This is a genomic window from Streptomyces pseudovenezuelae (genome assembly GCF_029892565.1).
Classification (GTDB): Bacteria; Actinomycetota; Actinomycetes; order Streptomycetales; family Streptomycetaceae; genus Streptomyces; species Streptomyces pseudovenezuelae_A.
Window position 1 is genome coordinate 396,956 of the sequence record NZ_JARXVH010000005.1, and the last position, 20,223, is coordinate 417,178.

Annotated in this window: 18 protein-coding genes; 8 read left to right on the top strand and 10 right to left on the bottom strand. The window is 70.5% G+C overall.

The genetic code is table 11. The features are described 5' to 3' along the window. Position 1 precedes the first annotated feature (1 nt). Positions 2-742: an LON peptidase substrate-binding domain-containing protein gene (locus M2283_RS18270; protein WP_280877324.1), complete on the top strand. Its 741-nt coding sequence runs from the start codon at positions 2-4 to the stop codon at positions 740-742. Positions 743-754: 12 nt separating this feature from the next. Continuing rightward, complete coding sequence (gene ybaK / locus M2283_RS18275) at positions 755-1,264, top strand: Cys-tRNA(Pro) deacylase (RefSeq protein ID WP_280877325.1); 510 nt, start codon at positions 755-757, stop codon at positions 1,262-1,264. Between the two features lie 295 nt (positions 1,265-1,559). Here the strand turns inward: ybaK and M2283_RS18280 are convergent, their stop codons facing one another. From M2283_RS18280 to M2283_RS18295, 4 genes are all read right to left on the bottom strand, one after another. Then, positions 1,560-2,276 carry an AAA family ATPase gene (locus M2283_RS18280; protein WP_280877326.1) on the bottom strand — a complete coding sequence of 239 codons (717 nt, stop codon included), beginning with the start codon at positions 2,274-2,276 and terminating at the stop codon, positions 1,560-1,562. A 34-nt stretch (positions 2,277-2,310) separates the two neighbouring features. After that, positions 2,311-3,135: an ABC transporter permease gene (locus tag M2283_RS18285; RefSeq protein WP_280877327.1), complete on the bottom strand. Its 825-nt coding sequence runs from the start codon at positions 3,133-3,135 to the stop codon at positions 2,311-2,313. Between the two features lie 106 nt (positions 3,136-3,241). Then, on the bottom strand, positions 3,242-4,216 hold the full coding sequence (locus M2283_RS18290) for an ABC transporter ATP-binding protein (protein ID WP_280877640.1): 975 nt from the start codon (positions 4,214-4,216) through the stop codon (positions 3,242-3,244). Positions 4,217-4,338: 122 nt separating this feature from the next. After that, on the bottom strand, positions 4,339-5,556 hold the full coding sequence (locus M2283_RS18295; protein WP_280877328.1) for an NYN domain-containing protein: 1,218 nt from the start codon (positions 5,554-5,556) through the stop codon (positions 4,339-4,341). 204 nt (positions 5,557-5,760) lie between these two features. Between M2283_RS18295 and M2283_RS18300 the strand changes: the two genes are divergently transcribed. Continuing rightward, positions 5,761-5,925, top strand: a complete 165-nt coding sequence (locus M2283_RS18300) for a hypothetical protein (protein WP_280877329.1) — start codon at positions 5,761-5,763, stop codon at positions 5,923-5,925. A 94-nt stretch (positions 5,926-6,019) separates the two neighbouring features. On the opposite strand, the gene dnaE is transcribed toward M2283_RS18300, so the two are convergent. Beyond that, a complete protein-coding gene (dnaE, locus tag M2283_RS18305) occupies positions 6,020-9,553 on the bottom strand; it encodes a DNA polymerase III subunit alpha (protein ID WP_280877330.1) in 3,534 nt (1,177 codons plus the stop codon). A 205-nt stretch (positions 9,554-9,758) separates the two neighbouring features. On the opposite strand from dnaE, the gene M2283_RS18310 reads away from it, so the two are divergent. The 4 genes from M2283_RS18310 to M2283_RS18325 all read left to right on the top strand — a co-directional run bounded on the left by M2283_RS18310 (position 9,759) and on the right by M2283_RS18325 (position 14,524). Next, positions 9,759-11,084 carry a DUF2252 domain-containing protein gene (locus M2283_RS18310; RefSeq protein WP_280877331.1) on the top strand — a complete coding sequence of 442 codons (1,326 nt, stop codon included), beginning with the start codon at positions 9,759-9,761 and terminating at the stop codon, positions 11,082-11,084. Between the two features lie 67 nt (positions 11,085-11,151). Beyond that, positions 11,152-11,844, top strand: a complete 693-nt coding sequence (locus tag M2283_RS18315; RefSeq protein ID WP_280877332.1) for a hypothetical protein — start codon at positions 11,152-11,154, stop codon at positions 11,842-11,844. A gap of 95 nt (positions 11,845-11,939) precedes the next feature. Beyond that, the gene (locus tag M2283_RS18320; RefSeq protein ID WP_280877333.1) at positions 11,940-12,755 is read left to right on the top strand and encodes a thioredoxin domain-containing protein; all 816 of its coding nucleotides are present in this window, start codon (positions 11,940-11,942) and stop codon (positions 12,753-12,755) included. Between the two features lie 86 nt (positions 12,756-12,841). Continuing rightward, entirely contained in the window at positions 12,842-14,524 is a 1,683-nt protein-coding gene (locus tag M2283_RS18325; RefSeq protein ID WP_280877334.1) for an alkaline phosphatase D family protein, read from the top strand. 1 nt (position 14,525) lies between these two features. On the opposite strand, the gene M2283_RS18330 is transcribed toward M2283_RS18325, so the two are convergent. Then, positions 14,526-15,095 (bottom strand): dienelactone hydrolase family protein, encoded by a 570-nt coding sequence (locus M2283_RS18330; RefSeq protein WP_280877335.1) that lies wholly within the window; start codon positions 15,093-15,095, stop codon positions 14,526-14,528. 44 nt (positions 15,096-15,139) lie between these two features. Here M2283_RS18330 and M2283_RS18335 point away from each other — a divergent pair, with 44 nt between their 5' ends. Further along, complete coding sequence (locus tag M2283_RS18335; protein WP_280877336.1) at positions 15,140-16,285, top strand: mechanosensitive ion channel family protein; 1,146 nt, start codon at positions 15,140-15,142, stop codon at positions 16,283-16,285. A gap of 3 nt (positions 16,286-16,288) precedes the next feature. Here the strand turns inward: M2283_RS18335 and M2283_RS18340 are convergent, their stop codons facing one another. The 4 genes from M2283_RS18340 to M2283_RS18355 all read right to left on the bottom strand — a co-directional run bounded on the left by M2283_RS18340 (position 16,289) and on the right by M2283_RS18355 (position 20,216). Next, positions 16,289-17,029 (bottom strand): SDR family NAD(P)-dependent oxidoreductase, encoded by a 741-nt coding sequence (locus M2283_RS18340; protein ID WP_280877337.1) that lies wholly within the window; start codon positions 17,027-17,029, stop codon positions 16,289-16,291. A gap of 83 nt (positions 17,030-17,112) precedes the next feature. Continuing rightward, complete coding sequence (locus M2283_RS18345; RefSeq protein ID WP_280877338.1) at positions 17,113-18,699, bottom strand: Na+/H+ antiporter; 1,587 nt, start codon at positions 18,697-18,699, stop codon at positions 17,113-17,115. A gap of 105 nt (positions 18,700-18,804) precedes the next feature. Then, positions 18,805-19,275: a GNAT family N-acetyltransferase gene (locus M2283_RS18350; protein ID WP_280877339.1), complete on the bottom strand. Its 471-nt coding sequence runs from the start codon at positions 19,273-19,275 to the stop codon at positions 18,805-18,807. Next, positions 19,272-20,216: an RluA family pseudouridine synthase gene (locus tag M2283_RS18355; protein WP_280877340.1), complete on the bottom strand. Its 945-nt coding sequence runs from the start codon at positions 20,214-20,216 to the stop codon at positions 19,272-19,274. The genes M2283_RS18350 and M2283_RS18355 overlap by 4 nt, the downstream gene beginning before the upstream one ends. Between the last annotated feature and the right edge of the window lie 7 nt (positions 20,217-20,223).

Genomic DNA, 20,223 nt, shown 5'->3' on the forward strand with positions numbered 1-20,223 from the left:
CGTGACCACCGTCCAGCTCCCGCTCTTCCCCCTGAACTCGGTGTTGTTCCCGGGGCTGGTGCTGCCTCTGAACATTTTCGAGGAGCGCTATCGCGCCATGATGCGCGAACTGCTCAAGACCCCCGAGGACGAACCGCGCCGGTTCGCCGTCGTGGCGATCCGTGACGGCCACGAGGTGGCTCCGAGTGCGCCGGGCATGCCCGACCCCACCGCGGCGCGCGACCGGGGACCCGCGGCCGGCTTCGGTCCCGACCCGCTGAAGTCCTTCCACGGCACGGGCTGTGTGGCCGACGCGGCGACGATCCGGGAGCGCGCGGACGGCACCTTCGAGGTGCTGGCGACGGGCACGGCCAGGGCGCGGCTGCTGTCGGTCGACACGTCTGGGCCGTTCCTGACGGCCGAGGTGGAGGAGCTGCCGGAGGAGCCGGGCGAGGAGGCGGGGGCGCTGGCCCAGGGGGTGCTGCGGGCGTTCCGGCAGTACCAGAAGCGGTTGGCGGGGGCTCGGGAACGGTCGCTTTCCACGGGCGCGGACCTGCCGGACGAGCCGGCCGTGGTCTCGTACCTCGTGGCCGCCGCGATCATGCTCGACACGCCGACGAAGCAACGGCTGCTGCAAGCCCCGGACATCGCGTCCCGCCTCCGCGAGGAGCTGAAACTCCTGCGCACCGAGACGGCGATCATCCGTAACCTGCCGTCCCTACCGGCGTCGGAACTGACGCGCAGCCCGACGAGCCTGAACTGAGGCGTACCGTCCATGGCGAAGAAGCAGAAAAAGCAACAGCACCAGTCCTCGGGCGGCACGCCGGCAACGGTGGCCCTGACATCGGCGGGCGTGCCCCACACGGTCCACTCCTACGACCACGACCCCTCCCACCCCTCCTACGGCGAGGAGGCGGCCGAGGCGATGGGCGTGTCGCCGGAACGGGTCTTCAAGACCCTGGTGGCGGACGTGGACGGCACCCTGACGGTGGCCGTGGTCCCGGTGGCGGGCTCCTTGGACCTGAAGGCACTGGCGGCGGCGGTAGGCGGCAAACGGGCGGCGATGGCGGACCCGACGCTGGCGGAACGCACCACGGGTTACGTCCGCGGCGGCATCTCCCCGCTGGGCCAACGCAAGAAGCTCCCGACGGTCCTGGACGAGTCGGCGGCCGCCCACCCCACGATCTGCGTCTCGGCGGGCCGCCGGGGCCTGGAGGTGGAACTCTCCCCCGAGTCCCTCGCGGCCCTCACGGAGGCGGTGCTGGCCCCCATCGGCCGCGCCTGACCCCTCGACGCGGGCCCGTTCCTCGGTTAAGCACGACAGACATGTCGAAGAAAACCCGCAAACGCAAGTGGCGCACCAAGAAGGCCAACCACGGCCACCGCCCGGCATAACGGGACCCTCTCGCCCCATCTCTGGGGGCTGCCGCCCCCAGACCCCCGCTTCGGCCCTCAACGGGCCTCGTCCTCAGTGGCCGGACGGGCTGGAAAATCCAGCCCCTCCGGCGTTTGAGGAGCGGGGTCTGGGGCGGAGCCCCAGAAGGATGGGACGGGTAGGGGCGGCGGGGGCGAGAAACTGCCTACGACAGCGGCGCCCCGTAAGAATCCTTCGGCACAGGCCCCACCTGGTACGTCTCAGGATCCCGCGGTCCGAACAACGCCGTAAGACCGAGGTGAACGAGCAACCCCGCCAACGGCCACGCCAGCAACGCCCCCTTCGCCCCCAGCTTCAACGGCGCGGAGAACTTGACTCCCTTGCCCACATCCTTCGCATGCGCGATCACATCACTCGTGGGCCCGAGCCACACCCCCACCCGCCAGGCAAGCAGCGCACCGAGCAACCCCCCGACCCCCACCGCGACCACCAACGGCACACCCCCACGCCGCCGCCAGGCGAACACCGCCACCGCACTCACGGCCCCGAACGCCAACGCGAGCAGCGTGAACGTCCCGTCGACCCCGATCGCCTGCTCCCCCTCGCTGTCCGCGAGATAGACGACCCAGCTCTTCTCGACGATGTCCCCCACCAGCGGCACATGCGGGGCGAGCCACCACCACAGCACCCCCAGCAGCGCACCCCCGAGCGCGACCGCCACGGCGACCACGGCGGCCTCCCGCAGCTCGGTCTTCATCCCGGGCCCGTCCTGTCCGTAGGTGCCGTCCCACACGGCATCGTGCGACGCGGGAGCCGCGTACCCGGCACCCGGAGCGGCACCGGGCGCGGCCCCCGGAGGCTGCCACGCGTCATGCGAGGAGTGTTCGTGCGGCGGCGGAGGCGGAGTCAACGGTGCGGTCACCCTGACATCGTGCCAGGCGCGTCTGTGCGGCGCGTCACCGGACGGCCGCCCGGCGGTACGCCCACGTGGCGACGGCGAGCGAGATGACGCCGACGGCCGCGCAGACGGCCAGGTCACCGAGGACGAAGGCCCAGTCGGGATGCGGCCCGAAGGTACGCGCGAAGGCCTCGACGCCGTACGTGGACGGCAGCAGGTCCCGCGTGAACCGCACCGCCTCGGGCATCCGGTCGGCCGGCAGCACTCCGAGCAGCAGCGCCGCGGACATGCCCAACTGCCCGAGCAGCGTGGCCAGTTCGGGACGCGGCGCGAGCAGCCCGAGCGCCGCCCCGAGACCGGCCAGCGCGGCTCCGGCGAGCGGGATCACCGCCACGAGCACCCACAGATGCGTCAGCGGCAGCCCGAACAGCACGCAGCCGAAGACCGCGGTCACCACGGTCCCCGGCACGGTGAAGGAGGCGTACGCGCCGGCCGCCCCCAGCACCACGGCGGCCGGCGGCACCGGCAGGGTGGCATAGTGGTCGAGCCCTCCGCTGGCCCGCAACTGCCCGAAGTACTGGGCGAGCAGGTTCAGCGCGACGAAGGCCACGACGAGCACGGAGGATCCGGCCACCACCGACTCGGCCTCGCCGCCGCCGTCCACGACCCCGCGCATCAGGATCATGATCCCGATCGACTGGAAGGTCGCCACGAACAGCAGCGGGATCCGCGCGACCCGTGCCCGCGACAACTGCGCCCGGTAGATCGCGCAGAGAGACGGCCACAGCCGCGCCCGCGGCGCGAGTTCGGCCGCGCCCGAGGGGGCGGCCTCCTCCACGGCCAGGGCACTGCCCGGCAACACTTCGGCGGGTACGACACTCACGTCGCGCGGCTCCCCTTCTGCTCAGGTTCCGTTGCGGCCAAAGGGCCCGTTGCGAAAGCCCCGCCCACCCCGTCTCCGTCCCTTACGGATACGGCGGCTCGCGCGCTCACGCCTTCACCAACCCCTGCCGCGCGGCGCCGCCCAGCGCCAGGTACACGTCCTCCAGGGACGGCGTGGCCAGGGTGAAGTCGTCCAGCGCGGCGAAGGCGCTGCCGCCGGTCACCGTGGCGACGACGGTACGCGCCTCCTCGGGGGCCAACCGCAGCGTCCAGCGGCGCCCGGACTCGACGGCCCGCTCGCGCAGGGCTGCGACCTCGGGAACGTGCAGCGGCGCCTTCTCGCGCCACACCAGGTCGACCCGGACCTCCCCGGCGACCTGCTCCTTGAGCCCGGTCGGGGTGTCGCAGGCGATGACCCGGCCCTGGTCGAGGACGGCGACCCGGTCCAGGACGGTCTCGGCCTCGATGACGTTGTGGGTGACGAGCAGGACGGTCGTCCCGCGCTCGGCCCGGCGCCGGTCGACGGCCGCCCACACGGCCCGCCGTGCCACCGGATCCATCCCGGTGGTCGGTTCGTCGAGCACCAGCAGCGGCCGCTCCCCGACCAGCGCGGCGGCGAGACAGGCGAGCCTGCGCTGTCCGCCGGAGAGTTTCTTCAGGGGCCGCCCGGCGAGCGCGGTGAGCCCCAGTTCGTCGAGTACGTCGTCCCGCTCGGCCCGCGCCTCGCGCACTTCCAGGCCGCGCAGCCGTCCGGTGGTCTCGGCGGCGAGGGACACCGTCAGCTCGTCCAGGGCGGTCGACTCCTGGCCGAGGTAGGCGAGGATCCGCGCGGCCCGCTCCGGGTGCCGCACGATGTCGTGCCCGAGGATCTCGACGCGCCCCGCATCGGGCCGCATCAGCCCGGTCAGCTGCCGTACGAGGGTGGTCTTGCCGGCCCCGTTCGGACCCAGCAGCCCGAAGATCTCACCGCCGCGGATGTCGAGACGTACGTCGTCGGTGGCCCGTACCGCGGGTGTCGCCGGGGTGCCGCGCCGTCCTCGTACCGCCGGATATGTCTTGGTCAGTCCGCGTACCGCGCACACGACATCGCCACCGTGCCGATGTGCCTGTGCCGCGCGCGTACTCACAAGGGACGAGAGTACGGGGTCGACCGGCCCCGCCCGTTCCCGGGTTGGCCCATAACGGCAAATCCACCGGTAAAGAACTACTCGCCCGCGGGGGCGTGCTCGGCCGCCGTGCGGACGTCGACCTCCCGCCAGAACCCGGCCCGGATGGCGTACCGGTCGTGCTCGTCGATCTGGTCGTCCTTGTGCGCGAGCAGGCCGAAGCGGGCCGCGTAGCGCAGCAGCTCCCCGTCGATCCGGTGCGGGACCCGCGGGTACATCCCGGACAGCTTCTGCAGCTGGATCTGTTCACCGAGGCGCCCCATCCACCGCCGGGCGAACACCTGTCCGACCTCGTAGGGGTCGCCGCCGACCGTGGTGATGTCCTCCTCCCGGTCGGCCCAGCGCTGCTCCGCCGTGGTCAGCTGGGCCAGCGTCGGCATCGAGGCGGCGTCGGCCGGCTCGGCGACGGGCCGGTCGACCCAGCCTTTGTCGGAGGACCAGCGCAGGGTGGCGCTCGCCGGATGCTGGGCGGGGGGCTGCGCACCGGGGGCGCGCAGCGCGGCGAGGTCCTTGGGGGTCGGCACGCCCTTGGGCGCGGGCACCCGCTCCTGCGTCCCGTTCTCTGAGCCGGCCGCGGCCGGGGCGTGCTCGGGTTCCTCCTCGGACCGCTCGCCCGCCGGGGCGAGGGAGGAGTCCGGCAGCGGCGCGGAAAGAATCGCGGCGATCTCGGGCCGGGGCACGGGCGGCGGCGCGCACACCCCGCCGAGGTCCTTGGCCCGTACGGCCTTGACGATCCACGCCCGGTCCAGCACGCGCCGCTCGTCGGCCTCGGCGACCAGGTCCTCGGACTGGTTGTAGTCGCCGTCGGCGGCCTGCACGGCCCACAGGTGTACGGCGACCCCGTGCTCCTTGGCGGCCATCATGCCCGGCAGCAGATCACCGTCGCCGGTGACCAGGACGACGTCGGAGCAGGCACGGTTGCGGGCCAGCTCGGTCAGCTCGGCGTGCATCGCGGCGTCCACGCCCTTCTGCGCCCAGCGGCCGTCGCTGCGGGTCAGGGCGCCGAGCCGGACGGTGACGCGGGGCATCACGCGCAGTCTGCGGTGCTCGGGCTGGGGCACGCGGTCGGGGGCGCCGTCGAACCAGTAGATGCGCAGCAGCGGGCGTTCGGTGTCGGACTCGGCGCGCTCGCGCAGCCCCTGGATGAGGGCGGCGTGGTCGACGGTGATGCGGGAGCGTGAGGGTTCCCCGGCGAGCAGACTCGCGGCGGCCCCCAGCAGATACCCGGCGTCCACCAGGACGATGCAGCGGTCCACGCGATCCACCCTCTTTCCGGGAGGTTTGCTTCGGGCTTCCTTCGAGTCTGCCCGACAGCGCGGAGGTTAACGGCCCGAACTCGATCTTCGGCGTGGCGTTGAACCATGTCACAGACGGTAATTATCCGAAATGCGTTCTTTGCCAGGCTATGTGAATCTGGTCCCGGCTCTGGCACCCAGATCCCCCTCAGGAGGTAGATCACCATGGCCAAGCACAAGAAACAGGACCGTAAGCAGCCGCAGGCGGAGCGTGGTCAGCAGCAGGCCGAGCGATCCTCGATGGAGGCACAGGCCGAGCAGCGTATATCCCAGGTGACTCCCGCGGACGTCGCGCGCAAGGGCCGGCAGAAGCGCTTCGGCCACAACTGACATCTGCATAAAGGGTTGTCGAGACCCAGGCACAGCTGAGGGGCGCACCCGGTACCAGGTGCGCCCCTCGCATGTGTGCACGCGGTCGGCGTGGTCAGCCGGCCAGGCAGGACGGTCCCAGCAGCACCTTCAGGTCGCCGAAGAGCGCCGGGTCCGGCTTCACCCGGTGCCGGTCCAGGCGCAGCACCGTCGTCTTGGTCGGGCCCTGGAGCTTGATCCGGACCTCGCTGTCGCCCTTGTGGTGACTGAGGATCTCGCCGAGGCGGCTGATCATCGGCGGGGTGACCCTGGTGGCCGGGATGGTGAGGATCACGGGCGCATTGGTGCCCGCGTTCGACAGGTCGGGGACCTGGAGCTCCATCGCGACCAGGCGCGGCACGTCCTCGCGCTTGTCGAGGCGGCCCTTGACGAACACGACCGCGTCCTCGACGAGTTGGGTCGAGATGAGCTGGTAGGTCGCCGGGAAGAACATGCACTCGATGGAACCGGCGAGGTCCTCGACCGTGGCGATCGCCCAGGCGTTGCCCTGCTTGGTCATCTTGCGCTGCAGGCCCGAGATGATGCCGCCGATGGTCACCACGGCACCGTCGGCGTGCTCACCGCCGGTCAGCTGCGCGATGCCCGCGTCGGCCTTGTCGGACAGCACGTGCTCCAGGCCGAAGAGCGGGTGGTCGGAGACGTACAGGCCGAGCATCTCCCGCTCCTGGGCGAGCAGATAGCCCTTCTCCCACTCGTCGGTGGTGAACTCGATGTCGAGCCCGAAGCCCGGCTCGCTGCTCTCCTCACCGCCGCCGAAGAGGTCGAACTGCCCCTCCGCCTCCTTGCGCTTGACCGCGACCACGTTGTCGATCATGGAGTCGAAGTGCGCGGTGAGGCCCTTGCGGGTGTGCCCCATCGTGTCGAAGGCGCCGGCCTTGATCAGCGACTCCGTGGTCCGCTTGTTGCACGCGACCGCCTCGACCTTGTCGAGGTAGTCGGGGAAGGAGCCGTACTTGCCCTTGGCCTTGCGGCTCCTGATGATCGACTCGACCACGTTCGTACCGACGTTGCGGACCGCTTCGAGGCCGAAGAGGATCACGTCGTCGCCCTGCGCGGCGAAGTTGTGCACCGACTCGTTGACGTTCGGCGGGAGCACCTTGATCTTCATACGCCGGCACTCGTTGAGGTAGATCGCGGACTTGTCCTTGTCGTCCTTGACCGAGGTGAGCAGTCCGGCCATGTACTCGGCCGGGTAGTTGGCCTTGAGGTACGCGGTCCAGTACGAGACCAGTCCGTACGCGGCGGAGTGCGCCTTGTTGAAGGCGTAGCCGGCGAAGGGGACCAGGACGTCCCACAGGGACTGGATCGCCTCGTCGCTGAAGCCCTTGTCGCGGGCGCCCTTCTGGAAGAGGACGAAGTTCTTCGCCAGCTCGTCGGGCTTCTTCTTGCCCATCACGCGGCGCAGGATGTCGGCCTCGCCGAGCGAGTAGCCGGCGATGATCTGGGCGGCCTTCTGCACCTGCTCCTGGTACACGATCAGGCCGTAGGTGACCGCGAGGACCTCTTCGAGGGGCTCTTCGAGCTCCTTGTGGATCGGCGTGATCTCCTGCAGCTTGTTCTTGCGCAGGGCGTAGTTGGTGTGCGAGTCCATGCCCATCGGGCCGGGACGGTAGAGCGCGGAGACGGCGGAGATGTCTTCGAAGTTGTCGGGCTTCATCAGGCGCAGCAGCGAGCGCATGGGGCCGCCGTCGAACTGGAAGACGCCCAGCGTCTCACCGCGCTGGAGGAGTTCGAAGGTCTTCGGGTCGTCGAGCGGCAGGGCCAGCAGGTCGAGGTCGATGCCCTTGTTGGACTTCACCATCTTGACGGCGTCGTCCATGATCGTCAGGTTGCGCAGGCCCAGGAAGTCCATCTTCAGCAGGCCGAGCGACTCGCACTGCGGGTAGTCCCACTGCGTGATGGTCACGCCGTCCGTGTGCCGCACCCACACCGGGGCGTGGTCGACGATGGGCTCGCTGGACATGATGACGCCGGCGGCGTGCACGCCCATCTGCCTCACCAGGCCCTCGACGCCCTTGGCGGTGTCGATGACCTTCTTGACGTCCGGCTCGTTCTCGTACATCGCGCGGATCTCGCCGGCCTCGCTGTAGCGCGGGTGCGAGGGGTCGGTGATGCCGTTGAGGTCGATGCCCTTGCCGAGGACGTCGGCGGGCATCGCCTTGGTGAGGCGGTCGCCCATCGCGTACGGGTAGCCCAGCACGCGCGCGGAGTCCTTGATGGCGTTCTTCGCCTTGATCTTGCCGTACGTGCCGATCATGGCGACCTTGTCGGCGCCGTACTTCTCGGTCACGTACCTGATCACCTCGACGCGCCTGCGCTCGTCGAAGTCGATGTCGACGTCGGGCATGGAGACGCGCTCGGGGTTGAGGAACCGCTCGAAGATCAGGCCGTGCGGGATCGGGTCGAGGTCGGTGATGCCCATGGCGTACGCGACGATCGAACCGGCCGCCGAACCACGGCCCGGGCCGACCGCGATGCCCTGCTTCTTGGCCCACATGATGAAGTCGGCGACGACGAGGAAGTACCCCGGGAACCCCATCTGGATGATGACGTCCATCTCGTACTCGACCTGCTTCTGCCGGTCGTCGGGGACGCCGCCCGGGAAGCGGCGGTCCATGCCGAGGCGGACCTCCTCCTTGAACCAGGTGACCTCGGTGTACCCCTCGGGGATGTCGAACTTCGGCATGAGGTTCTTGGCCTCGAACATGCCGCTGGTGTCGACCTGTTCGGCCACCAGGAGGGTGTTGCGGCAACCCTCCTGCCAGGCGTCCGAGGAGTCGATGGCGTACATCTCGTCCGTGGTCTTCAGGTGGTAGCCGGTGCCGTCGAACTTGAAGCGGTCGGGGTCGGAGAGGTTCTTGCCGGTCTGGATGCACAGCAGGGCGTCGTGGGCGGTCGCCTCGTGCGCGTACGTGTAGTGCGAGTCGTTGGTGACCAGCGGGGGGATGCCGAGCTTCTTGCCGATGTCCAGGAGGCCGTCGCGGACGCGGTGCTCGATGTCGATGCCGTGGTCCATCAGCTCCAGGAAGTAGCGGTCCTTGCCGAAGATGTCCTGGTAGTCGGCGGCCGCCTTCAGTGCCTCGTCGTACTGACCGAGACGGAGCCGGGTCTGCAGTTCGCCGGAGGGGCAGCCGGTGGAGGCGATGAGCCCCTCGGACCACTGGGAGATGGTCTCCTTGTCCATCCGGGGCCACTTCTGCAGCCAGCCCTCGGCGTACGCGTCCGAGGAGAGCCGGAAGAGGTTGTGCAGGCCCGTCGAGTTGGCCGCCCAGATCGTCTTGTGGGTGTAACCACCCGAACCGGACACGTCGTCGCGCTTCTGGTGCGGCTGACCCCACTGGATCTTGCGCTTGTTGCGCCGCGACTCGGGGGCGACGTACGCCTCGATGCCGATGATCGGGGTGACCCCGGCCTTCTTCGCCGTGTGGAAGAAGTCGTACGCCCCGTGCAGGTTGCCGTGGTCGCTCATCGCGATGTGCGACATGCCCATCTCGTTGCACGCGTCGAACATGTCCTTCAGCCGCGCGGCACCGTCCAGCAGCGAGTACTGGGTGTGGACGTGCAGGTGCGTGAACGGCGGCTTTGACACGGCGTGGCCTCCATGGGAAACGCGGGGCGACAGGCTGCGGGCAGTCTGGGGGGACAAGGTCGGATCCTATGCCTCGGCACTGACACTCGCGGCGCTCCCCCGCGTACCTTCACAGCGAGGGTCGCGGGCACTTCCGCGACCCGTCGCCCGTTGGAAACGACAGAAACGCTGTCGTACACATTCATGCACCAGGAGGCACCCAGCGATGTCGGTCCCCCAGCTCAACGACGAGCAGCGCGGCGAGGAGATTCTCGCCGTCTTCGACACCGCCTTCGGCGAGCTCCTGGCCGCCGACCCGGCCGCGTTCCGCGTGAAGTTCCGCAAGATGGCGGCCTCCGCCTTCGCCTTCTACCGAGGCACGGCGGCGCTCTTCTACCACGACGTGGACTCGGACAAGCGGGGCGGCCCGTACCTGGACGAGCGCACCTCGCGCGTGTGGATCCACGGCGACCTGCACGCGGAGAACTTCGGCACGTACATGGACTCCAACGGCCGCCTGGTCTTCAACGTCAACGACTTCGACGAGGCCTACGTCGGCCCCTTCACCTGGGACCTGAAGCGCTTCTCCGCCTCCATCGCGCTGATCGGGTACGCGAAGGCGCTCAGCGACGAACAGATCACCGAGCTGGTCGAGGTGTACGCGGACGCGTACCGCGAGCGCATCCACGCCCTGTCGACCGGCGCCAAGAGCGACGAGGTGCCGCCCTTCACCCTGGACACCGCCCAGGGCCCGCTCCTTGACGCGCTGCGCGACGCCCGCTCGCTGACCCGCTTCGAGCTGCTGGACTCGATGACGGAGATCCGCGACTTCGAGCGCCGCTTCGCGCCCGGCGGCGGCTCCATCGAGCTGGACGCGGCCACCCGCTACAAGGTCCTCGCGGCCTTCGACGGCTACCTGGAGACACTGCCGGAGACCTCCCTGACCCGCCCGGACTCCTACCGGGTCAAGGACGTGGTCGGCCGGCGGGGCATCGGCATCGGGTCGGCCGGGCTGCCGTCGTACAACATCCTTCTGGAGGGCCACAGCGACGCCCTGGAGAACGATGTGGTGATCTACATCAAGCAGGCCCAGACCCCCGCCGTCTCCCGGCACATCACCGACCCGGCGATCCGGGACTACTTCCAGCACGAGGGCCACCGCACGGTGATCTCCCAGCGCGCCCTCCAGGCGCACGCCGACCCGTGGCTGGGCTGGACCGAGCTGGGCGGCGCGGGCCAGCTGGTCGCCGAGGTGTCGCCGTACGCGGTCGACCTGGACTGGAGCGACGTCGACGACCCGGAGGAGATCGCGGCCGTCGTCGCCGACCTCGGCCGGGCCACGGCCACCATGCACGCGGCGGCGGACGACACCTCGGGCGAGTCGCTGGTGCCGTTCTCCACGGAGCGGGCCATCGACGCGGCGATCGCGGCCGACGAGGACGGCTTCGCGGACATGCTGACGTCCTTCGCGCACGACTACGGCGCACGCGCGCGTTACGACCACCAGATCTTCGTGGACCTGTTCCGCAACGGCCGGATTCCGGGTCTCTAACAGTCCGAGGTCTCACAGGGATCCTTTAGGGGTCCCTTACCGGACCACGTGACAGACTCTCCCCGCTATGGACATATCCGGGACCCAGCCACGAGCCGTACGCGCGGCGCTGTTCACGGCATTCGTCGTGACGCTCAGCACCGCGTCGCACGTGCTGCTGTCGCGGGTCCCGCTGCCGCTGAACACGGTGGCCGCGGTCGCCGTCACCGTGTTCGCGGTCGCCTACGCCCTGGCCGGCCGTGAGCGCGGCTTCGCCGGCATCGCCGCCCTGCTGATCCCGCTGGAGCTGGCCGCCGACACGGTGTTCACCACCGGCCAGCACGTCTGTTACGGCCCCGCGGGCGGCCCGGTCGCCGGCCCCCTGCGCTCCGTCGGCTGGGACCTGCTCTGTGGCAACGGCACCCAGGTCGGCGCCCCGCTGGCCCGCGTGACCGGCACCGACCCCGGCCACGTCACCTCGCTGCTCGCCCACGCCGACCCCGCCACCGCCTGGCTGCTGCTCGGCGCGCACATCGGCGTCGGCCTGCTCGCGGCGGCCTGGCTGCGCCGCGGCGAGCGGGCGCTGGACCAGCTGATGCGGGCGGTCGCCGCGACGACGTTCCGCCCGCTGCTGCTGGCGGTCGCCGCGATCACCGTGCGCCAGGCCCCGCGCACCCGCCTGCCGCGGCCCCCCGTACGCCGTACGGCCTCCTCACTCGACCGGATCCTCGTGCACTCACTGGGACGGCGTGGACCGCCGTGCTCGGTCGCTGTCGCCTGAGTCGCCGGTTCGGCACGCACAGCATCTGAGCACCACCCGTCCCCCTCACGTATTCCGCACACGACGTGTGCGCCTCCCGTACGGAGAACATCACCATGAGCAAGCGCAACAGCGCCGCAGCGAAGTCGCAGGCCCGCGAGCGGCTGCGGCAGGAACGCGAGCGCCAGGCCAAGCGCGCCAAGATCAAGCGGCAGGTCATCGTCGCCTGCTCCATAGTCGCGGTCCTCGCGATAGCCGGCGGCATCAGCTACGCGGTCGTGCAGGGCAACAAGCCCGGCTACTGGGAGGCGGCGAAGGACGACAAGCTCGTCAAGCCGGCCAACACCACGGGCACGGACGGCACGATCGTCACCCTCGGCAAGAGCACCGCCAAGAAGACCCTGGTCATGTACGAGGACCCGCGCTGCCCGGTCTGCGCCCAGTTCGAGCAGACCGTCGGCTCGACCGTCAAGAAGGACCTGGACGCCGGCAAGTTCAAGATCCAGTACGTCGGGGCCACGTTCCTCGACGGCAACCTGGGCGGCGAGGGCTCCAAGAACGCGCTCAGCGCCCTGGGCGCGGCGCTCAACGTCAGCCCGGAGGCCTTCGAGGAGTACAAGACCGCGATGTACTCCACGAAGTGGCACCCCGAGGAGACCACGGACAAGTTCAAGGACGACGCCTACCTGATCAAGATCGCCGACACCGTCTCCGCCCTGAAGGGCAACGCGGCCTTCCAGAAGGCCGTGAAGAACGGCACCTACGACCGGTGGGCGATCGAGGAGTCCAAGATCTTCGACAAGGACGGCATCAAGGGCACCCCGACCCTGAAGATGGACGGCAAGACGCTGACCGGTTCGGACGGACAGGGCAACGCACCGATGACGGTGGCCGACTTCAACACCGCGATCACGGCGGCCCTGAAGGCCTAGTACTGAACCGACTTTCAGTCAAAGAGCGGGCGAACTTTTGAGAGTTCGCCCGCTCTTCGTCGTACCGGTCAGTAACCTGATCGCCCGTGACCAGTCGATACAGATCATCCGATCCCGCAGACTCCTCCGCCGAGCGCCCCGACTGGCGCTCCCCGCGCCGCCGTACGGTCGTCAAGGCGGCCGCTGCCACCGCCGTCCTGGCCGGCCCGCTCGCCGCCGCGCTGCCCGCCCGCGCGGCTACCGACGCCCCCGCCTTCCTGCACGGTCTGGCCTCGGGCGACCCGCTGCCCGACGGCATCCTCCTGTGGACCCGCGTGACGCCCACCGCCGAGGCGACCCCCGGCTCCGGGCTCGGCCCGGACACCGAGGTCAGCTGGGTCGTCGCCACGGACAAGGGGCTGACGCACGTCGTCGCCAAGGGCTCCCTCACCGCGACCGCCGCCGCCGACCACACCGTCAAGGCGGACATCCGCGGCCTCGCTCCGGCCACCGACTACTGGTTCCGCTTCTCCGCCGGCGGCACCGACTCCCCCGTCGCCCGCACCCGGACCACGCCCGCGGCCGACGCGACCGTGTCCGGCCTGCGCTTCGGCGTGGTCTCCTGCGCCAACTGGGAGGCCGGCTACTTCTCCTCGTACCGCCATCTCGCGGCCCGTGGCGACCTGGACGCCTGGCTGCACCTCGGCGACTACATCTACGAGTACAAGTCCGGGGAGTACGGGACGCGCGGCACCGTCGTGCGGCCGCACGCGCCGGCGAACGAGATCATCACGCTCGCCGACTACCGCACCCGGCACGGCAAGTACAAGACGGACCCGGATCTGCAGGCCCTGCACGCGAAGGCGCCGGTCATCGCGATCTGGGACGACCACGAGTTCGCCGACAACGCCTGGTCGGGCGGCGCGGTCAACCACACCGAGGGTGCCGAGGGCGCCTGGTCGGCCCGTCAGGCGGCCGCCAAGCAGGCCTACTTCGAGTGGATGCCGGTCCGCCCGGCGATCGCGGGCACCACCTACCGCCGGCTGCGCTTCGGCAGGCTCGCCGACCTTTCGCTGCTCGACCTGCGCTCGTTCCGCTCGCAGCAGGCGTCCACGGCGTCCGGTTCCGTGGACGACCCGGACCGGACGATCACGGGCCGCGCCCAACTCGACTGGCTGAAGGCCGGGTTGAAGGCGTCGGACACCACCTGGCGGCTGGTCGGCAACTCGGTGATGATCTCGCCGTTCGCCATCGGCTCCCTCTCCGCCGACCTGCTCAAACCGCTGGCCAAGCTGCTCGGCCTGCCGCAGGAGGGCATCGCCCTCAACACCGACCAGTGGGACGGCTACACCGACGACCGGCGCGAGGTCCTGGCCCACCTGCGCTCCAACGCGATCCGCAACACCGTCTTCCTGACCGGCGACATCCACATGGCGTGGGCCAACGACGTGCCGGTCAACGCCGGCACCTACCCGCTGTCCGCATCCGCCGCCACGGAGTTCGTGGTCACCTCGGTGACCTCCGACAACCTCGACGACATGGTGAAGGTCCCCGAGGGCACGGTCTCCGCGATCGCCGCGCCGATCATCCAGGTCGCCAACCGGCACGTCCACTGGGTCGACACCGACCGCCACGGCTACGGCGTCCTGGACATCACCGCCGACCGCGCGCAGATGGACTACTACGTCCTGTCGGACCGCACCAGCACCACCGCGACCTCGTCCTGGGCGCGCTCGTACCGCACGCGCAGCGGCACGCAGAAGGTCGAGCGGACGTACGACCCCGTCTAGATCACAGGGTGTCGAGGAAGCCGAGGGCCACCCGCCAGGTGGCCTGGGCGGCCTCCTCGTCGTAGTCCGGCAGGTCGGGGTCGGTGTAGAGGTGACCGGCCCCGGCGTACCGGTAGACCTCCACGTCGGCGCCCGCGCGGCCCATCTGGAGGTACCAGGCGCTCAGCCAGTCGTCCGTCTCGAACGGGTCCGGCTCGGCCACGTGCAGCTGGACCGGCAGGTCGTCGACGGTGACGCCCGGCGCGAGGTCGGAGGTGCCGTGCAGGAGCAGCAGTCCGCGTGCCTTCTCGTCGCCGAGCGCCAGGGTCTGCGCGACGGAGGCGCCGAGCGAGAACCCGGCGTACACCAGCCCGCGCTCGGAGTAGGGCGCGGCGGCCAGCACGGCGCGCTTGAGCAACTCGTCCTTGCCGATCTCGTCGTTGAAGGCCATGCCCTCCTCGACGGTTTCGAATGTACGTTCGCCGAAGAGATCCGGCGTCCACACCACGTGGCCCGCTGCCCGCAGCCGGTCGGCCGCCGCGCGCACGGCCGGCCTGAGCCCGTAGGTCGAGTGAAAGAGCACGATGTTCATGAGGTCATGGTGTCAGCCGCCCGCAGCCGGTTACGTTCTCAGGCATGGAGAACGTACTGCGCCCGCTGATCGTGATCGGCGGCTCGGTCGTGCTGACGCTGCTCATCGGCTGGGTCACCGACCTGCTGCTGCGCAAGGCAGACGAACGGTATGAGCACACCTCGCTGTGGGGCCTGCTGCGCCACGGCCGCGTGCCCTACCAACTCGTGCTGTGCGCCGCGATGCTCAGAGGCTCCTACGACCAGGCGCGGCTGCTGCAGGAGCACCGGGACGGCATCGGCCAGGTGCTGACCCTGGTGCTGATCGGCTCCACGGCGTGGCTGATGGTGCGGATCGCGGCGGCGATCGTGGAGTCGTCGTACTCGCGGTACGCGCGCGTGCATCGCGATCCGGCCCGGGTCCGGCGGGTGCGGACCCAGGTGACGTTGATCACGCGGGTGGTCGCCGCGATCGTCGGCGTGGTGGCGGTGGCCGCGATGCTGCTGACGTTCCCCGCGATGCGCGCGGCGGGCGCCTCGCTGCTGGCCTCGGCCGGCGTCCTCGGCATCGTCGCCGGTGTCGCCGCCCAGTCCACGCTCGCCAACCTCTTCGCCGGGCTGCAGATCGCCTTCGGCGACATGGTGCGCATCGGGGACACGGTCGTCGTGGACGGCGAGTGGGGCACGGTCGAGGAGATCACGCTGACGTTCCTGGCCGTGCGGACCTGGGACGAGCGCCGGATCACCATGCCGGTCTCGTACTTCACCTCGAAGCCGTTCGAGAACTGGTCGCGCGGCGGCACGCAGATGACCGGCATCGTGTACTGGCACCTCGACCACTCGGCGCCGGTGGAGCTGATGCGGGAGAAGCTGCGGGACATCCTGCGCGAGTGCGCCGCCTGGGACGGCCGCGACTACGGCGTCGCCGTCACGGACGCCACCCCCAACACCCTTCAGGTGCGGGCCCTGGTGACCGCCAAGGACGCCGACGACATCTGGACGGTACGGGTCACGGTCCGCGAGCAGATGATCCGCTGGCTGGGCGAGCAGCACCCCTACGCGCTGCCCCGCGTCAACACGGCGGACGCGATCCTGCCGCCGGGCAGCTCCGCCGCTTCGCCCAACGGTTCCGGCGACGGGGCCCGCGACGGCGCCGAGGGCGTCGCGGCCAGCCGCCGCGCCCACGAGCCGCCGCGCACGGGCCGTGGCTGAGGCTCACTGCCCGCGCTCGGCCCCGCCGTTGACCTGGACGACCTGCGAGGTGACGTGCCCGGCGGCCATCGAGGCGAGCCAGTGCAGGGTCACGGCGACATCGCCCGGCGTACCGGCCCGCTTGTTCAGCGTGTCCCCGATGAGCCGCTCGCGCCGGGCGGGGTCCATCTGCGCGCCGAAGAACTCGGTGTCCTCGATATAGCCCGGCGCGACCACGTTCGCGGTGATCCCGCGCGGCCCCAGCTCCCGGGCCAGATCATGGGCGTACGGGTGCAACGCGGCCTTGGCCCCCGCGTACGCCCCACTGCCGGACCCCCGGTAGGCGGCGATGGAGCTGACGAACAGCACCCGTCCGCCGGGCGAGGCGAGCCGGTCTTTCAGAGCCTCCGTGAGCAGGGCCGCGGTCAGGGTGTTGATCCGGAAGTTGACGGTCCAGTTGTGCGCGACCCGGTCGAGCGGATCCTCGCTGTCGGCGGGCGGCTCCAACTGCCCGGTGCCTCCGGCGCTGTGGATCAGTACGTCCACGGTCCCCAGCTCGCGCTCCACGAAGGCGGCGACCCGACGCACCTCGGCCGGTTCGGCGAGATCGGCGGCGAAGGCCAGTGCCCCCGGCACCTCTGCCTTCTCCAGCACCTCGGCCCGCCGCCCGAGCAGCAGCACCCGATCCCCGTCCGCCGCGAACACACGCGCCGCCGCCAGCCCGATTCCCGTACCTCCGCCGCTGATCACCACATTGCGAGTCATGATCCGATCGTACGAATCATCGGCCGCCGTCGGAACGGAACGGCGAATGTCGGCACGGGCGGCGCACGGACGGACGGCTGACGTCAGCGCAGGCTGCGCACGTCGAGATGGCGGAGCACCCGGTCCACGATCTCCGGATCCGCGCCCGGCTCGCTGCGCGCCGCGAGCACCTCATGCCGTGCGGCGCTGAGCATCTCCCCCTGGATGCGCCGCGCCCGCTTCAGCCGCCGTACCCGCTTCTCGTGCGCCTCCCGCCGCTCCTCGTCCCCCATGTCGGGGCTGATCCGCACGCCGATCTCGAAGGCCCGCCGCAGCATCTGCTCGGACAGCTCCTCCGGCAACTCCTCGACCTGCTCGATCTCCTTGAGCCGCGCCTTGGCCGCCTTGGCCGCCCGTACGGCGAGCGCCCGCTCGAACTCCTTCTCCCGCTCCGTGTCGGCCCGCACACCCAACCGCTTCACGAGCCACGGCAGGGTCAGACCCTGGAGCACCAGGGTCGCCATGATCACGCCGAACGCGATGAACACGATCTCGTCGCGGTCCGGGAAGGGCGAGCCGTCGTCGGTCTTGAGCGGGATCGCCAGCGCCAGCGCGACCGAGGCCACGCCCCGCATCCCCGACCACCACATGACGACGGTCTCCCGCCAGCTGGTCGGGATGTCCTCGTCCTGGTCGCGCTTGGCGTGCAGCCGTTTGGTGAGCCAGGTCGCCGGCAACAGCCAGGCCAGCCGCACCAGCACCACCACACCGACGACCGCCGCGGCCCAGCCGAGCATCTCGCCCCAGCGCCCGGACGCGGTCCGGATCGCGTTGTGCAGCTCAAGACCGATCAGCCCGAAGGCGACGCCCGTGACGAGTGTGTCGACGACGTTCCAGAAGGTGTGTCCGGCGAGCCGGGTCATCACGTCGTCGGCGTCGGTCGCGTACTCGGCGAGGAACAGCGCGGTGGTGAGGACCGCGAGCACCCCGGACCCGTGCAGCTCCTCCGCGAGCACGTAGGAGGCGTACGGCACGAGCAGTGTCATCCCGATCTGCAGGGTCGGGTCGTCCAGCAGGTCCATCAGCTTGTTCGCGCCCCAGCCGAGCACGAGCCCGACGGCGACGGCCACCACCGCGGACAGGACGAGGTCGAGACCGGCCCGCCAGGGCGAGAAGCTGCCGCTCACGGCGGCGGCGATCGCCACGTGGTAGAGCACGATCGCCGTCACGTCGTTGAAGAGACCCTCGCCCTCCAGGATCGACACCAGCCGCCGGGGCAGGCCGAGTTGACCGGCGACAGCGGTGGCGGCGACCGGGTCGGGCGGGGCGACCAGCGCGCCCAGGGCAACGGCGGCGGCGATCGGCAGCCCGGGCACGATCGCGCTCGCCACGGCGGCCACGACCGCGGTGGTGACGAACACCAGGGCGACCGCCAGCAGGAAGATCGGCCGGATGTTGGCCGTGAACTGCCGCCAGGAGGTACGCCGCACGGCCGCGTACAGCAGCGGCGGCAGCAGTCCGGGCAGGATCAGCTCGGGCGGGATGTTCACGTTGGGCACGAAGTCGGCGATCGCGAGAACGATCCCGAGCAGGGTCATCAGAACCGGCGCCGGCAGCCCGAGCCGGTCCCCCACCGGGACGCTCACCAGGGCCCCGAGCAACAGCACGAACAGCAGGGCCAACTGATCCACGGTCAGCGCTCCGAACAGGTAGACGGACGGACAGCAGGGCCCAAGCCTGCCACGCCACCGACCTCACCAGCGCGTTCGGCACCCTGACGCGTTCGCCGCCCTGCGCTACAGAGCGCGCCGCATCGCCCGGTGCGGGATGCCCGCCTCCGGATACTCCGGCCCGTACGCCTCGTACCCCAGCCGCTCGTAGAATCCCAGCGCGTGCGTCTGTGCGTGCAGATCCACGGCCGCGAGCCCCCGCGCGCGTGCCGCGTCCTCGATGGCCCGTACCAGCGCGACCCCGATGCCCAGACCGCGCGCGGCCTTGGTCACCGCGAGCCGCCCCAGGGACCCCAGCGAGAGATCGCCGCCGGTCTTGGCCGCGGCCACCTCGCCGTACAGCAGCCGCCCGGTACCGAGCGGCACCCCGTCCTCGCGCACGGCCAGCACATGCACCGCCACGGCGTCGTACTCGTCGTACTCCAGGTCCTCGGGCACGCCCTGCTCACCGACGAAGACGTCCTTGCGCACCCGGAAGCACGCCTCACGGTCGGCGGGGTCCTCGGCGACCCGCATCTCGTACGCGGGCGTGCTCATCCGTACGTCTCCTCGCGGACCTTCTCCAGTGCCTGCTGGAGGTCGTCCGGGTAGTCGCTGGCGAACTCCACCCACTCGCCGTCCCCGGGGTGCTCGAAGCCCAGGCGCACGGCGTGCAGCCACTGCCGGGTCAGGCCGAGGCGCTTGGCGAGCGTCGGGTCGGCGCCGTAGGTGAGGTCGCCGACGCAGGGGTGGCGGTGGGCGGCCATGTGGACGCGGATCTGGTGGGTGCGGCCGGTCTCCAGCTTCACGTCGAGGAGGGAGGCCGCACGGAACGCCTCGATGAGGTCGTAGTGCGTGACGGACGGCTTGCCCTCGGCGGTGACCGCCCACTTGTAGTCGTGGTTGGGGTGGCGGCCGATGGGCGCGTCGATGGTGCCGCTGGTCGGGTCCGGGTGGCCCTGCACGAGCGTGTGGTAGCGCTTGTCGACCGTGCGCTCCTTGAACTGACGCTTGAGCGAGGTGTACGCGCGCTCCGACTTGGCGACCGCCATCAGGCCGGAGGTGCCCACGTCGAGGCGGTGCACGATGCCCTGGCGCTCGGCGGCGCCGGAGGTGGAGATCCGGTAGCCGGCCGCGGCCAGGCCGCCGATGACCGTCGGGCCCGTCCAGCCCGGCGAGGGGTGGGCGGCGACGCCGACCGGCTTGACGATCACGACCACGTCGTCGTCGTCATGGATGATCTCCATGCCCTCGACGGGCTCGGCGACCACCTGGACCGGCGCGGCCGCCTGCGGCATCTCGACCTCCAGCCAGGCCCCGCCGTGCACCCGCTCGGACTTCCCGACCACCGAGCCGTCGACCGTGACCTTCCCCGCCGCAGCCAGCTCGGCGGCCTTCGTACGGGAGAAGCCGAACATGCGGGAGATGACGGCGTCGACACGCTCGCCCTCCAGGCCGTCGGGCACGGGCAGGGTACGGATATCGGGAACGGTGCTCACCCGTCGA

What these genes read in the sequence shown, in the direction of transcription:
- ybaK (WP_280877325.1), top strand. Translation starts at nt 755, where the DNA reads ATGGCGAAGAAGCAGAAAAAGCAACAGCACCAGTCCTCGGGCGGCACG.
- M2283_RS18300 (WP_280877329.1), top strand. Translation starts at nt 5,761, where the DNA reads ATGGCCAAGCACAAGAAACAGGACCGTAAGCAGCCGCAGGCGGAGCGT.
- M2283_RS18310 (WP_280877331.1), top strand. Translation starts at nt 9,759, where the DNA reads ATGTCGGTCCCCCAGCTCAACGACGAGCAGCGCGGCGAGGAGATTCTC.
- M2283_RS18315 (WP_280877332.1), top strand. Translation starts at nt 11,152, where the DNA reads ATGGACATATCCGGGACCCAGCCACGAGCCGTACGCGCGGCGCTGTTC.
- M2283_RS18320 (WP_280877333.1), top strand. Translation starts at nt 11,940, where the DNA reads ATGAGCAAGCGCAACAGCGCCGCAGCGAAGTCGCAGGCCCGCGAGCGG.
- M2283_RS18330 (WP_280877335.1), bottom strand. Translation starts at nt 15,095, where the DNA reads ATGAACATCGTGCTCTTTCACTCGACCTACGGGCTCAGGCCGGCCGTG.
- M2283_RS18335 (WP_280877336.1), top strand. Translation starts at nt 15,140, where the DNA reads ATGGAGAACGTACTGCGCCCGCTGATCGTGATCGGCGGCTCGGTCGTG.
- M2283_RS18340 (WP_280877337.1), bottom strand. Translation starts at nt 17,029, where the DNA reads ATGACTCGCAATGTGGTGATCAGCGGCGGAGGTACGGGAATCGGGCTG.
- M2283_RS18350 (WP_280877339.1), bottom strand. Translation starts at nt 19,275, where the DNA reads ATGAGCACGCCCGCGTACGAGATGCGGGTCGCCGAGGACCCCGCCGAC.